14 protein-coding genes are annotated in these 13,501 nt (G+C 28.5%); 4 read left to right on the forward strand and 10 right to left on the reverse strand.

Annotation, left to right across the window (positions count from 1 at the left end; genetic code table 11):
• Positions 1–70 precede the first annotated feature (70 nt).
• Positions 71–568, forward strand: coding sequence for a hypothetical protein (locus AABJ49_RS05105; RefSeq protein ID WP_338376623.1), 498 nt, complete (start codon positions 71–73; stop codon positions 566–568).
• A gap of 15 nt (positions 569–583) precedes the next feature.
• Here the strand turns inward: AABJ49_RS05105 and AABJ49_RS05110 are convergent, their stop codons facing one another.
• Together AABJ49_RS05110 and AABJ49_RS05115 are read right to left on the reverse strand one after the other, a co-directional pair.
• On the reverse strand, positions 584–1,051 hold the full coding sequence (locus AABJ49_RS05110; RefSeq protein WP_338376624.1) for a hypothetical protein: 468 nt from the start codon (positions 1,049–1,051) through the stop codon (positions 584–586).
• Between the two features lie 29 nt (positions 1,052–1,080).
• Positions 1,081–1,635 carry a thioredoxin family protein gene (locus tag AABJ49_RS05115; RefSeq protein WP_338376626.1) on the reverse strand — a complete coding sequence of 185 codons (555 nt, stop codon included), beginning with the start codon at positions 1,633–1,635 and terminating at the stop codon, positions 1,081–1,083.
• Positions 1,636–1,769: 134 nt separating this feature from the next.
• On the opposite strand from AABJ49_RS05115, the gene AABJ49_RS05120 reads away from it, so the two are divergent.
• A complete protein-coding gene (locus tag AABJ49_RS05120; RefSeq protein ID WP_338376629.1) occupies positions 1,770–2,111 on the forward strand; it encodes a tRNA-binding protein in 342 nt (113 codons plus the stop codon).
• 92 nt (positions 2,112–2,203) lie between these two features.
• On the opposite strand, the gene AABJ49_RS05125 is transcribed toward AABJ49_RS05120, so the two are convergent.
• Complete coding sequence (locus AABJ49_RS05125; RefSeq protein ID WP_338376631.1) at positions 2,204–2,914, reverse strand: YebC/PmpR family DNA-binding transcriptional regulator; 711 nt, start codon at positions 2,912–2,914, stop codon at positions 2,204–2,206.
• A 357-nt stretch (positions 2,915–3,271) separates the two neighbouring features.
• Here AABJ49_RS05125 and AABJ49_RS05130 point away from each other — a divergent pair, with 357 nt between their 5' ends.
• Positions 3,272–5,479, forward strand: coding sequence for a PAS domain S-box protein (locus tag AABJ49_RS05130; RefSeq protein ID WP_338376633.1), 2,208 nt, complete (start codon positions 3,272–3,274; stop codon positions 5,477–5,479).
• Positions 5,476–5,865: a response regulator gene (locus AABJ49_RS05135; RefSeq protein ID WP_338376637.1), complete on the forward strand. Its 390-nt coding sequence runs from the start codon at positions 5,476–5,478 to the stop codon at positions 5,863–5,865. The genes AABJ49_RS05130 and AABJ49_RS05135 overlap by 4 nt, the downstream gene beginning before the upstream one ends.
• Before the next feature lie 45 nt (positions 5,866–5,910).
• Here AABJ49_RS05135 and AABJ49_RS05140 read toward each other — a convergent pair whose 3' ends face one another.
• The 7 genes from AABJ49_RS05140 to thrA all read right to left on the reverse strand — a co-directional run bounded on the left by AABJ49_RS05140 (position 5,911) and on the right by thrA (position 13,492).
• Complete coding sequence (locus AABJ49_RS05140; RefSeq protein ID WP_338376639.1) at positions 5,911–6,456, reverse strand: hypothetical protein; 546 nt, start codon at positions 6,454–6,456, stop codon at positions 5,911–5,913.
• Positions 6,422–6,910, reverse strand: coding sequence for a hypothetical protein (locus AABJ49_RS05145; RefSeq protein ID WP_338376641.1), 489 nt, complete (start codon positions 6,908–6,910; stop codon positions 6,422–6,424). The genes AABJ49_RS05140 and AABJ49_RS05145 overlap by 35 nt, the downstream gene beginning before the upstream one ends.
• A 67-nt stretch (positions 6,911–6,977) precedes the next feature.
• Positions 6,978–7,250 carry a TRL-like family protein gene (locus AABJ49_RS05150; RefSeq protein WP_338376643.1) on the reverse strand — a complete coding sequence of 91 codons (273 nt, stop codon included), beginning with the start codon at positions 7,248–7,250 and terminating at the stop codon, positions 6,978–6,980.
• A gap of 61 nt (positions 7,251–7,311) precedes the next feature.
• Complete coding sequence (gcvT, locus tag AABJ49_RS05155) at positions 7,312–8,394, reverse strand: glycine cleavage system aminomethyltransferase GcvT (RefSeq protein ID WP_338376645.1); 1,083 nt, start codon at positions 8,392–8,394, stop codon at positions 7,312–7,314.
• 285 nt (positions 8,395–8,679) lie between these two features.
• Positions 8,680–9,969, reverse strand: coding sequence for a threonine synthase (gene thrC, locus AABJ49_RS05160; RefSeq protein WP_338376647.1), 1,290 nt, complete (start codon positions 9,967–9,969; stop codon positions 8,680–8,682).
• Positions 9,970–10,066: 97 nt separating this feature from the next.
• On the reverse strand, positions 10,067–10,987 hold the full coding sequence (locus AABJ49_RS05165; protein WP_338376648.1) for a homoserine kinase: 921 nt from the start codon (positions 10,985–10,987) through the stop codon (positions 10,067–10,069).
• A gap of 57 nt (positions 10,988–11,044) precedes the next feature.
• Entirely contained in the window at positions 11,045–13,492 is a 2,448-nt protein-coding gene (thrA, locus tag AABJ49_RS05170; RefSeq protein WP_338376650.1) for a bifunctional aspartate kinase/homoserine dehydrogenase I, read from the reverse strand.
• Positions 13,493–13,501: the final 9 nt, after the last annotated feature.

Below are 13,501 nucleotides of genomic sequence, written 5' to 3' on the forward strand. Positions count from 1 at the left end.
GGATTTTTTTATTTTTAAAAATTACTGGTATTATTCTTGATTTTGTATTTTTACCAATATTATTTAATCCATGAAACAGTTATTCTCCATATTCATTTTTCTATTTTCTTTATGCTCTTTTGGTCAAATTCAACATTGTGGTTTTGATTTTACATCCTATTTAGTTGTTGATGTTCATGAAAATGGAAAAAGTGAGAATTTAGATAATATAAAAATTACATTAATTGATAAAGGAGGAAACGAAGTTATAAATATAAATAATTCATTGAGTTGGAAGGACGCAAATAAGCCTATGATTTTCTCCAAAAACTATTTGATTAGTAAAGAAGGTGAAAAGGAACGTTGGTTTTTTCCATATGCAAAAGACAATTATTTATTATCTGTTACAAGTACATTTCCTGCTGAACAATATAGTATAAAAGTTGAAGATTTGAATAAGAAATTCAGAACTCAAATCATTGAATTGAATAGTTTCAATTTATATATTTTATGTTCAAGTGAAAACGAAAAACAAGCTCGAAAATTTGGACCAAGAAGCAATAGTCCTATTGAGGTTGTGATGGAGTAGTATTATTACTCCATTTTAATAGTATTGAATATCCAAAACATCTCTTAATCTATTAATACTATGTTTGTACATTTTTGAAAAGAATATAGTTAAAAAAATAAATCTGATAATAAATAATTGTCCAATTGCTACCAAAATATAGATAATAATATCTTTTGGATTTGTTAAAGTTTGAAAAATAATTGCAACAACAGGTAAAATGAATAAGATACTAAATAAAACCTTAAACGGTTTATTAACTTCCAGATATACAAAACCGTTTTCATTTTCAATTTTTCCAGACATTACACACAATGCACCTTTTCCAATTTCAGAGGAAATTATTTTAAAAGTATTATCTTTTATAATTCCGCGAAAAGATTTATCAGTATAACTTGAGGTTAAATTTTTAGAATATTCTGTTCTTCTCTTTAATCTTTCTAATGTAGCTTCTTCATTATCAATTAATCTAAATTTTATTTCTTTAGTTGGAAATATTTTCATAAATTAAAAATTAAAATTAGACACTCAAACTATTTCCACTTAATATTACAACCCATACTTGGTTTTTGAACTTCGTTTAAATGTCTATTATAGACTATACTATCAATAGCATTTCTCAAATCACTACCACTTACTGGAATTCCATTAGAAGGTCTTGAATCATCTAGTTGTCCTCTGTAAATCAGTTTATCTTGATTATCAAATAAGTAAAAATCGGGTGTACAAGCAGCATCATAAGCTTTTGCAACCTCTTGAGATTCATCAAACAAATAAGGAAATTCAATTTTGTTATTTAAAGCAAAATCAGCCATTTTTTCAGGACTATCTTGCGGATATTTTTCAATATCATTACTTGAAATTGCCACAATTCCGATGCCTTGAACTCTGTAATCGTTTGCAATCATTACAATTTCTTCAATAACATGAAGCACAAAAGGACAATGATTACACATGAAAATAACTAGTGTTCCTTTTTTACCTTTTATTTCATGAAAAGATATATTTCTATTAAAATTTGTGGCTGGTAATAAAAAATATGGAGCTTTTGTTCCTAATGGAAGCATGTTCGAAGGAGTTAGTGACATTTTTGGTTTGTGGTTTTTGGTTGATAGTTTATGGTTATACGGAAAGATCGATAAAAGGTTACAAGAAATTCTTATTTTTGAATGAATTAATAAAGAGTCATTATTGAAAAGATTCTGCAACAAGTTCAGAACACATGGAAAACGAATTAACTTGGTCAGATTTCGAAAAAGTCGAAATGCGTATAGGAACAATTATAGAAGTAAATGATTTTCCTGAAGCTAGAAATCCAGCTTATAAAATTTATATTGACTTTGGTAAAGAATTGGGAGTCAAGAAGACTTCGGCACAAATCACGCAAAAATATAACAAGGAAGAATTAATTGGGAAACAAGTTGTTGCTGTTGTAAATTTTCCGAGAAAGCAAATTGGAACCTTTATGAGTGAATGTTTGTTGTTAGGCTCAATAGGTGAAAATAAAGAAGTTGTTTTATTATCTTCCGATAAACCTGTTGAAAATGGATGGAGAGTTGGATAAAAAAGAAAAGAGAAAAGAGAATAGAACATAGATGGTTAAATCCTATAATTCTAGTCTTTTCTCTTTTTTCTATATTCTATTATCTAAAAAAACTATTCCTGCATACTGTGATAAACATTCATCACATCATCATCTTCTTCAATCTTTTCTAATAGTTTTTCAACATCAGCAGCTTCTTCTGGAGAAAGTTCTTTGGTTACTTGAGGAATTCTCTCAAAACCAGAAGATAAAATTTCTAAATCTCTTGATTCTAATTCTTTTTGAATAGCACCAAAACTTTCAAAAGGAGCATACATAACAATTCCATCTTCATCTTCAAAAATTTCTTCTACACCAAAGTCAATCATTTCTAATTCCATTTCTTCTACATCGATTCCTTCAGCTGGAATTCTGAAATTACAAGTATGATCAAACATAAACTCAACAGAACCTTGAGTTCCAAATGTACCATTACATTTATTGAAATAACTTCTAATATTGGCTACAGTTCTATTGTTATTATCAGTTGCAGTTTCAATTAATACAGCAATTCCATGAGGAGCATAACCTTCAAACAATACTTCTTTGAAGTTAGCTGTGTCTTTATCTGATGCTTTTTTGATAGCGCGTTCCACGTTATCTTTTGGCATATTAGCAGACTTAGCATTTTGAATAACAGCACGTAATCGAGAATTGGTTTCCGGATTTGGACCACCTTCTTTAACGGCCATTACAATATCTTTTCCTATACGTGTAAACGTTTTAGCCATTGCAGACCAACGTTTCATTTTTCGTGCTTTTCTAAATTCGAATGCTCTTCCCATTTCTATATTGTTTTAAACGTAGCAAAAATAATTTTTTTAGATTCAATATCAAAATTTGTTAAACAATAAACCTTAATTTTGCAACTCAACTTAAATTTTATTTAACTAACATATTTCCATATTAAATTAGTTTTATTAAAATTTCTATTTATTAAACCTTTTTAGTATATTGATGAGTAAATATAGAATTTTCATTTAGTATAATTAATTATGATTAACAATATACATAAATTAGTAAATTGGTTTTTTAATAAACCAAAAACTTCTACCATTATAGTTTTTGTAGGCTTTAGTTTACTGTTTATTTATATTGCATTTCAAAAGTATAAAATAGATAGTGAGCACAAAAGGGTAGAAATGAGAAATACCTTAAATATTATTACTCGAAATATTGATCAAACACTTAAAAATTGCTATACAACAACATTAACACTTGCATTAACGATTGACAATGAAGGTATACCACAAGATTTTAATAACATTAGTAAAAAACTTCTAGAATCAAATAATAGTATAAATGCTGTTCAGATGGTGCCAAATGGCATCATTAAATATATTTATCCGCTGGAAGGTAATGAAGCAGCAATGGATTTGAATATTTTAGAATCAAAGTTATTTCAAAAAGAAGCATATCAATCAATTCAAAATCAAAAAATGTATTTTGCAGGGCCTTTTAATCTAACTCAAGGTGGACAAGGCATTGTTGGTAGACTTCCCGTTTATTTGAAAAATAAATTCTGGGGATTTTCAGCAGTAATTATTCGCACAGAACGACTTTTGAATGCATCAGGAGTTAATTCTCTAGATAAGAAAAAGTTTAGTTTTCAGTTATCTAAGATTAATCAAATTACAAAAAAAGAAGATTATTTTTTGCCAAAAGAAACTGAACTTACAAATACTAACTATGTAAGCAGTTATATTCCTGATGGTGATTGGAAATTATATTTAATTGATAAAAACTCAAATGTTTTATTTAAAAATTTTCTATTTAATATGACATTAGGCTTGGTTTTAGCCCTTACTTTTGCAGTTTTTACTTTTTTGTTACTAAAAAAACCAGAGCAATTACAATTATTAATACATGAACAAGCCAATAAACTGATTGCAAGTGAAATTAAATTTAAAACTATTTTTGAGCAAGCCGCTTTAGGTATAGCAAATATTGATAGTAGCACTGGTAACTTTATTGAAATTAATCAAAAATTTTGCGAACTTCTAGGTTATTCTGAAAGTGAAATGAAAGAAAAAAACTTTCAAGACATTACACATCCAGATGATTTAGAGAAAGATTTAGAAAATGTTAAAAATATAAAGGACGGTAAAATTGAACAATACTCTTTAGAAAAAAGATATTTTACTAAAGATGGTCGTATTATTTGGGTAAACTTAACAGTTAAGCCAATGTTTAAAAACAATAATTTTGATGAATTTTCATTTATATCAATTGTAGAAGATATTACAGAGCGAAAAAAGAATGAACAACTTTTATTAAATTCAAATCACAAAATAGAGTCATTAATAAACACTATAGATGGAATTGTTTGGGAATGTGACGCTAAAACATTTGAATTTACCTTTATTAGTAAAAAGGTAGAGAATATTTTAGGATATACAGCAGAAGAATGGTTGTCCAATAAAACATTTTGGAAAGATCATATTTATCAAGACGACAAAGAAAGCGTAATTAATTTTTGTTCTGAAAAAACGGAAACTAATAGTGATCATGATTTTGAATATAGAATGATAGCTAAAGACGGATCAATTGTTTGGTTGAGAGATATTGTTAATGTTGTTTCTGAAAATAATAAGGCTACTAGCTTAAGAGGTGTTATGATTAATATAACCAAAAATAAAGAAATTCAGAGAGATTTAGATACTTCTTTTAATTTGGTTTTAGAGCAAAATAAACGTTTGTTGAATTTTTCTTATATTGTTTCTCATAATCTAAGATCGCATACAAGTAACATCAGTTCGTTGATTGATTTAATTGAAAACGCTAAAGACAATGATGAAAAAGAAGAATTGATTGGTTTGCTGAAATCTGTATCAAATTCTTTAAATGATACTATGACAAATTTAAATGAAGTTGTTAATATTCAAACTAATATTACGTTGAGTATTGAAAAAATCAATTTACATAATTATATTTCAAACACTCTAAAAGTTTTATCAAAACAAATAAATGAAAACAAAATAACCGTAAATATAAATATAAGCAAGGATATAGAAATTAATTATAATCCTGCTTACATGGAAAGTATTCTTTATAACATCATTTCAAATGCAATTAGATATAGTCATAAAGAAAGAAACTCTTATGTAACTCTAAATTTTTATCAAGAAAACGAATTTAAAGTTTTAGAAATATCTGATAATGGAATTGGTATTGATTTAGAAAAGAATAAAAATAAAATTTTTGGAATGTATAAAACATTTAGTAATGATAAAGATTCTAAAGGGATTGGATTATTTATTACCAAAAATCAAGTTGATGCAATTGGTGGAAATATAACAGTAGAAAGTGAACCAAATATCGGAACTACTTTTAAAATTTATATTGTATGAAAAAAAAATCAATATGGATAGTGGATGATGATGCTATTTTTAAAATCATTATAAAAAAATTAATTCAAAAGTCTGAAAAATTTGATAATGTTGAAACTTTTTCTAATGGAGAAGAAGCGCTTTTGTCATTAAATAATATTATAGATAAAAATGAAAGATTACCAGATGTTATACTTTTAGATATTGAAATGCCAATAATGGATGGTTGGACTTTTATGGCAGAGATTGATGTTAACAAACAAAAGTTTGAAAATCAAAATATAAGTATATATATTTCTAGCTCTTCAATTGCTCAAGAAGATCAAATAAAAGCTGATAAAAACCCTTATATTAAAGGTTTTTTAACTAAACCAATAGCATTAGATAATTTAATTAAAATAAGCTAAAAAAGGTATAAAGTTATGAACTTTATTATTAGTTAACATATGAAACTAATTGAATAACAAACCAATATTTTGCAATATTTTTGAAGTCTTTTTTTTAGGTAAATAGGTCTTAGTTGTTGTATTTGTTGCAATTGTAAAATTCAAATTACTATAATTTTTTATAAATTCTTTGCTAGGATAATTAACACTATAACGCATTTCAAATAATTTCGAAGATTTTGGTTCATTATAAAGAATTTTAAAATCTTCAATTATAGTTTCATTAATTTTGAGTGAATATATCTCAGAGGTTGAAATTTTATCTTGTGTGAAAACAGAAAAATTTATAATTACATTTTCAATTCCATTTGAATTCTGCATAAAAGTAATATCAGCAATCAATTCTTCTTTATCAGATTCAAAATCGATAGGTTTTATATAATAAACAGTACTTCCCTCTTCTTTATAAAATGAAGTGTAAAATTTTTCAGAAACTCCACTTAATTGTGAGTTTGAATTAGATTTTGGACCAACACCACATGAAACAACAAGAAATATTAGTGCTATTACTAATAATCTATTCAACTTTTTTAATGAGTTTATTTTCATCATATATTTTTCTTATTAAAATTGAATCTTTTCCTACTAGTGTTAATACAATTGGTAATTTTTCTTTTTTTTCATTGTATAAAGTTTTAACCATATATTGATTGTCCTTCTTACAAAAAAGATTATAATATTCTTTTACTTTTTTACTATCTATTAATTTAAGATCCTCATCATTACTATAAGCTTCTGCAACTTCTTTAATAGTATTATCAATCGAAACACCTATGTAAACTTTATAATCTGTTGAGTAAACATATCTATTCAACGGAATATTTATTGCTAAATCACCATTAATTTTTTCATATTCATCAACTATTTCTTTATTCAAAGAAACACTTTTTTCACCTTCTTCAATTTTATAATTTTCAGTATAAGCAAATCTTAGATTAGAAGAATCCGTAGAAGTTTTACAGGATATAAATACTAAAATAAGTACAATATATATTATTTTATTCATATTAAATTTAGTTAAAAAAATAAGAGGAATTTCTTCCTCTTATATAAAATTGATTTGGAAAAATTATTTATTCTCCAGTTACGATAGTTTCGTACATACCAACTATAAATAAATAGTTAGTAGCTTTGAAATCTACTGTAGAAATTTTAGTAATTCCACCTTTTTTTGCAGCTGTTTTAATTGAAGCGTCTCCACCGTCAAAAAACAAACCAAAAATAGAAGTAGTTGCTGCAGATCCAACTTTAGATCCAACAGGATTACTTGTAGCATTAACTGGAACAGTTACTGAACAAGATGCTAAAGACAATGCTAAAGCTGCTGTAAAAAATAATTTTTTCATAATTTATGTTTAGATTATAAACAAATATATAGTTATTTTTCTTACTAATAAATTTTTTTTTCTATTTTTTATAAAAAGGCATTTTAACCACTTTAGCCTTAATATCTTTATTTCTAATTCTAATATAAATTTCAGAATCTACTATCGAAAACGGTACAGTTACATAACCCATTCCAATAGCAATTCCCAATGAAGGAGCTTGTGTACCAGAAGTTACGATTCCAATTACGTTTCCATCAGCATCAACAATTTCGTAATCGTGACGAGGAATTCCTCTGTCAACCATTTCAAAACCAACTAATTTTCGAGTCACACCAGCTTCTTTCTGAGCTTTTAGGTTTTCAGAATTTACAAAATCTTTAGTGAATTTCGTAATCCAACCCAAACCAGCTTCTAAAGGAGAAGTTGTATCGTTAATATCATTTCCATACAAACAGAATCCCATTTCTAATCGCAATGTATCTCTAGCAGCTAAACCAATTGGCTTAATTCCGAATGCTGCACCGGCTTCAAAAACTTTAGTCCAAATTTGTTCAACTTCAGAGTTCTTGCAATAAATCTCAAATCCACCAGAACCCGTATAACCTGTTGCAGAAATAATTACATGCTCAATTCCAGCAAAATCTGAAACTTCAAAATGATAATATTTTATTTGTGATAAATCAACAGAAGTCAGTGATTGCATAGCTTCAACAGCTTTTGGTCCTTGAATAGCCAACAAAGAATAATCTTCCGATAAATCCTTCATATCAACACCTAAATCATTGTGTGACGAAATCCAATTCCAGTCTTTTTCAATGTTTGAAGCATTTACAACCAATAAATATTGCTCTTCCTTAATTTTATAAATGATTAAATCATCTACAATTCCACCATCATTATTTGGCAAGCAAGAATATTGTGCTTTTCCAACTTCAAGCGTAGAAGCATCGTTAGAAGACACTTTCTGAATCAAAGCCAATGCATTTTCACCACTTAACAAAAACTCACCCATATGCGAAACATCAAAAACTCCAACAGCCGTTCTAACTGTTTCATGTTCTGCATTAACTCCTTCATATTGCACAGGCATGTTGTAACCTGCAAACGGAACCATTTTTGCTCCAAGACTTTCGTGAATGTGCGATAAAGCTGTATTTTTCATCTTTTTAGTGTATGTTTAATAATCAGCTGCGAATTTATTGAAAAATTATTAATTTGAAGCTATTTCCTGCTATCCATTGCAATCTTTTTATTTTTAAAAAAAAATAAAAAGGATTTTCATTTCAAACGAAGTTCACTGAACACATATGTAAATAAATATAAAGTGAAGTAATCAGGGCTAGGGTATCTCGTTTTTTATAACAAATTCATAAAATATCAACCATTAAGAAATTAAGAAAATTAAGTAAAAATTAATGAAACTAAATATCTTAATGGTTCAAAAAAATTAATGATTCAAAAAACTTTTAAAGTCTTCATAAGTTGAAATTTTAATACTTACTTTTTCTTTATTTAAAACACTTTCAATTTGTTTAGGAATTGGAAGTTTAATGTTTAAAAGTGGTTCAACTTCATCCAAAAACTTAATAGGATGAGCCGTTTCTAGTAACAAACCTATACTTTCTGGTTTGTTTTGCATTTCTTTTTTTAAACCCAAATAACCAATAGCACCATGAGGTTCAGCTACATATCCTAATGAATTATAAATCGATTTTATGGCAACTTTTGTTTCCTCATCTGTAAAAGAATATGAGGAAAAATCCTTTTTAAATTCACTCAAATCGTTTCCATACATTTCCTGAATACGAACAAAATTACTAGGATTTCCAACGTCCATTGCATTTGAAATTGTTGCTACAGAAGGCTTTGGTTTATAGTTTCCATCTTTCAAAAATCTTGGAACTGTATCATTAGAATTTGTAGAAGCCACAAAATGGGTGAGGGGCAAACCTAATTTTTTAGCCAAAATTCCAGCACAAATATTTCCGAAATTTCCACTTGGACAAGAGGCAATTAATGATTTATTATGTTTTTTCAATTCCTTATAAGCAAAGAAAAAATAGAACATTTGTGGCAACCAACGAGCAATATTTATAGAATTTGCTGATGTAAGATTAAAAGATTTCAAATCTTCGTCTAAAAAAGCTTTTTTAACCATATCTTGGCAATCATCAAAAACACCATCAACTTCAAGAGCTGTAATATTTTGTCCTAACGTTGTTAATTGTTTTTCTTGAATAGCACTTACTTTTCCAGAAGGATAAAGGATAATTACTTTTACACCTTTCACACCCAAAAAACCACTAGCAACAGCTCCACCAGTATCACCAGAAGTCGCAACCAAAACAGTGTTTTCTTGATTTTTACCTCGATTAAAATAAGCCAAACATCTCGACATAAATCGTGCACCAACATCTTTAAAAGCCATGGTTGGTCCATGAAATAATTCTAACGAATAAACATTTTCTTCAATCTTCACTAAAGGAAAATCAAAAGATAAAGTTTCATCAACAATTCGTTTCAATTCTGTTTCTGGAATTTCATCACCAATAAATTGTTGAATGACTTGAAAAGCAATTTCGACATTAGATAAGTTTTCAATATTTTCATAAAATTCATTTGATAATTTGGATAAACTTTCAGGAAAATACAATCCTTTATCTGGAGCTAATCCATTGATTACTGATTCTTCAAAAGAAACTTGGTGATTTTTATTGTTTAGACTGTAGTATTTCATTGTTCATTTTTTTGGAACACAGATTTAATAAATTTAAGAAATCTTTAAAATTTTATCAGTGTAAATTTCTCTAATTTCTTAAATCTGTGTTGCTAAATTATATTATTTCAGTTCCTTTAGAATTCACTTTAGAAACAAGAATATCAAACTCAATTCCAGTTGACGAATAACTTTCTTTCATAGCATTTGCTACATTTTCTGCACTATCTTTTCCTTTACACAAAGCAAAAATAGATGGTCCAGCACCAGAAATTCCAGCACCTAAAGCACCGTTTTGCAAAGCAGTATTCTTAACTTCATCAAAATTCGGAATCAAATGCTTTCTAAACGGTTCGACTATTACGTCTTTTAATGAACGACCAATTAATTCATAATCATTCGTATATAAACCAGCAATAAGTCCACCTAAATTTCCTGTTTGAGTAATCGCAGATTTTATAGGTATCATTGGCTGAATAACTGCTCTAGAATCTGATGTTTTTACTTCAATATGTGGATGCAAAACAACAGCATACAGTTCACTTGGACTTGCAATTTGGATAATATCTAAAGGTTCATAACCACGAATTAATGTAAATCCACCCAATAGGCAAGGAGCAACGTTATCAGCATGTTCAGAACCACTAGCAACAACTTCACCTTTCATGGCAAAATTTACCAATTCAACCGATGAAAATGGTTTTCCAAGCAATTCATTAATTCCGTAAACAGCACCAGCAGCACTTGCAGAAGAACTTCCAATGCCACTTCCTGCTTTTATATTTTTATAAATTTCTATTTCAAATCCGAAATCTAAATCTAGATTTTCTATTAATGATAAAGCAGCTACACCAGCAACGTTTTTTTCAGTTTCCAATGGTAAATCAGCACCAACAATTTTTGTGATTTTGATTCCTTTATTTAGAGATTTTCTAATAATCATTTCATCACCAATTGTTTCTAGGCATAAACCTAAAATATCAAAGCCACAATTGAGATTGGCTATTGTTGCTGGGCAAAATATTTTTATTTCATTCATTTTTTTAGTTTCTAAGTGACTAAGTAGCTCAGTTACTAAGCTTCTTAGCTACTTTTTTTAAACATTTCCAATTCTAACCACATCTGCAAAAATTCCAGAAGCTGTAACAGCTGCACCAGCACCAGCACCTTTGATTAATAAAGGTTGATCTACATATCTGTCAGTGTAAAATTGCACGATATTATCTTTTCCTTCTAGGTTATAAAATGGACTTTCTTGTGGAATAAATTCTAATCCTACATTTGCTTTTCCGTTTTCGAATGTCGCAACGAATTTTAAACGACTATTTTTTGCATTAGCTTCTTTCAATAAATTATCAAAATGAGATGCATTCTTTATTAAAGATGAAAAAAACGATTCGTTGTCAGTTGTATTCATACATTCAGCAGGAAGAAACGATTTGTTTTCAATATCTTCAATTTCCATTTGATAACCACTTTCTCTGATTAGAATCAAAATCTTTCTTGCTACATCAATTCCGCTCAAGTCAATTTTTGGATCAGGTTCTGTGAAACCTTGAACTCCAGCTTCTTTTACAACATCATGAAAACTATACGTGTCGCTAAAGTTATTAAAAATAAAGTTCAAACTTCCTGATAAAACCGCTTGAATTTTATTGACTTTATCTCCAGAAGCAATCAAATGTTTTAAAGTATCAATAATTGGTAAACCTGCACCAACATTCGTTTCAAAGAGGAAAGGAGCGTTGAATTTTCGACTTAAATTTTTCAGGTTTTTATACTTATCATATTTAGATGAACAAGCAATTTTGTTACAAGTCACAACAGCAATATTTTCCTTTAAAAATTGATCATATATTGAAGCAACTACATCATTTGCAGTGATATCAACAAAAATACTGTTACGTAAATTTAAACTTTTTGATTTTGAAATAAATGCATTCAAATCAGCTTTTTCACCGTTTTCAATAAGTTCTTTCCAATCTTTTAAGGCAATTCCGTCTTCATTGAAATGCATTTTTCTTGAGTTGGAAATTGCAATAACTCTAACATTAATCTTTAAATTTTCTTTTAAAAACTTCTTTTGTTGGTTAATTTGATCCATGAATTTTTCACCCACATTTCCAACACCCATTACAAACAGGTTAATTTGCTTGGTATTTTCTTCAAAGAAACGTTCGTGAAGCGTATTTAAAGCCTTTTTGACGTCGTTTTTATTAATTACTGTCGAAATATTCCTTTCAGAAGCTCCTTGTGCAATAGCTCTAATATTAACGTTGTTTTTTCCTAAAGTACTAAACTTCTTTCCACTCAAACCTTGATGATTCTTCATACTTTCTCCAACGAGTGCTATAATACACAAGTCTTTTTCGACTATACAAGGATTGACTTTGTTTTGCGAAATTTCCAATTCAAAGGTTTCATCAATGGCGTTTTTAGCTTTATCAGCATCAGTATTTAGAATTCCAATACAAATTGAATGCTCAGAAGATGCTTGAGTAATGAATACGACATTGATATTTTCTTTAGACAAAACCTCAAACAAACGTTTTGAAGAACCAGCAACACCAATCATTCCTGAACCTTCAAGAGTCAGTAAGGCAATATCTTCAATATGAGAAATTCCTTTTACAGGATTTCCGTTGGTTTCTGGATTATTTGAAACTAAAGTTCCGTTTGCTTCAGCATCGAAAGTATTTTTTATCCAAATGGGAATGTTAGCACTTAAAACCGGTTGAATAGTTGGTGGATATAATACTTTTGCTCCAAAATGAGACAATTCCATAGCTTCTTCATAGGAAATCGTTTCAATGGGTTGCGCTTGTTTTACAATTTTCGGATTTGCCGTAAACATTCCGTTGACATCTGTCCATATTTCTAAAGAAGATGCTTTACAACCATTCGCTATAATAGAAGCTGTAAAATCAGAACCACCACGACCTAATGTTGTTGTATTTCCTTTTTCATCAGCAGCAATAAATCCAGGAAGTAATGTAATTTTTTGTTTAAATGAGCCAAAATAATCACTTATTAATGAATAGGTTACTTTATAGTTAATTGTTGCTTTTCCGAAATTAGAATTTGTTTTTAACAGTTCTCGACTATCTTTAAAAACAGTTTCAGAAACTTTTTCTTGTAAAGCAATAGCTATAATTTGAGAAGACAAAAGTTCCCCAAAACTAGCAATTGCATCTGAAGTTCTTGGGGATAATTCTCCTAATAAAAAGCATCCATCAAGTAATGTTTTTAGTTGTTTAATTTCTGTTTCAATAGTTTCAAATAAAGCTTTTTGATTCTTTTCTGAAACTAAATTTCTAATCGTTTCGACATGCTTTTGTTTGATTTCTTCTAGCGTAGTTTTATACAAATTGTCTTTTGTAGCTGCTTGATTGGAAGCTTTTAAGAGTAAATCGGTTACACCACTAAATGCCGAAACCACAACAGCCAATTTATTATTTTGAGCTTTTTTGGAAACAATATTTAGAACTAATTTTATATTTTGTGCATTGGCAACTGAAGTTCCACCAAATTTTAATACTATCATTTTATTGAA

Source organism: uncultured Flavobacterium sp., assembly GCF_963922255.1.
Lineage (GTDB): Bacteria > Bacteroidota > Bacteroidia > Flavobacteriales > Flavobacteriaceae > Flavobacterium.

Excerpts from the sequence above, each read along its gene's own strand:
- AABJ49_RS05105 (WP_338376623.1), top strand. The coding sequence starts at position 71 with ATGAAACAGTTATTCTCCATATTCATTTTTCTATTTTCTTTATGCTCT.
- AABJ49_RS05110 (WP_338376624.1), bottom strand. The coding sequence starts at position 1,051 with ATGAAAATATTTCCAACTAAAGAAATAAAATTTAGATTAATTGATAAT.
- AABJ49_RS05115 (WP_338376626.1), bottom strand. The coding sequence starts at position 1,635 with ATGTCACTAACTCCTTCGAACATGCTTCCATTAGGAACAAAAGCTCCA.
- AABJ49_RS05120 (WP_338376629.1), top strand. The coding sequence starts at position 1,770 with ATGGAAAACGAATTAACTTGGTCAGATTTCGAAAAAGTCGAAATGCGT.
- AABJ49_RS05125 (WP_338376631.1), bottom strand. The coding sequence starts at position 2,914 with ATGGGAAGAGCATTCGAATTTAGAAAAGCACGAAAAATGAAACGTTGG.
- AABJ49_RS05130 (WP_338376633.1), top strand. The coding sequence starts at position 3,272 with ATGAGAAATACCTTAAATATTATTACTCGAAATATTGATCAAACACTT.
- AABJ49_RS05135 (WP_338376637.1), top strand. The coding sequence starts at position 5,476 with ATGAAAAAAAAATCAATATGGATAGTGGATGATGATGCTATTTTTAAA.
- AABJ49_RS05140 (WP_338376639.1), bottom strand. The coding sequence starts at position 6,456 with ATGATGAAAATAAACTCATTAAAAAAGTTGAATAGATTATTAGTAATA.
- AABJ49_RS05145 (WP_338376641.1), bottom strand. The coding sequence starts at position 6,910 with ATGAATAAAATAATATATATTGTACTTATTTTAGTATTTATATCCTGT.
- AABJ49_RS05150 (WP_338376643.1), bottom strand. The coding sequence starts at position 7,250 with ATGAAAAAATTATTTTTTACAGCAGCTTTAGCATTGTCTTTAGCATCT.
- gcvT (WP_338376645.1), bottom strand. The coding sequence starts at position 8,394 with ATGAAAAATACAGCTTTATCGCACATTCACGAAAGTCTTGGAGCAAAA.
- thrC (WP_338376647.1), bottom strand. The coding sequence starts at position 9,969 with ATGAAATACTACAGTCTAAACAATAAAAATCACCAAGTTTCTTTTGAA.
- AABJ49_RS05165 (WP_338376648.1), bottom strand. The coding sequence starts at position 10,987 with ATGAATGAAATAAAAATATTTTGCCCAGCAACAATAGCCAATCTCAAT.
- thrA (WP_338376650.1), bottom strand. The coding sequence starts at position 13,492 with ATGATAGTATTAAAATTTGGTGGAACTTCAGTTGCCAATGCACAAAAT.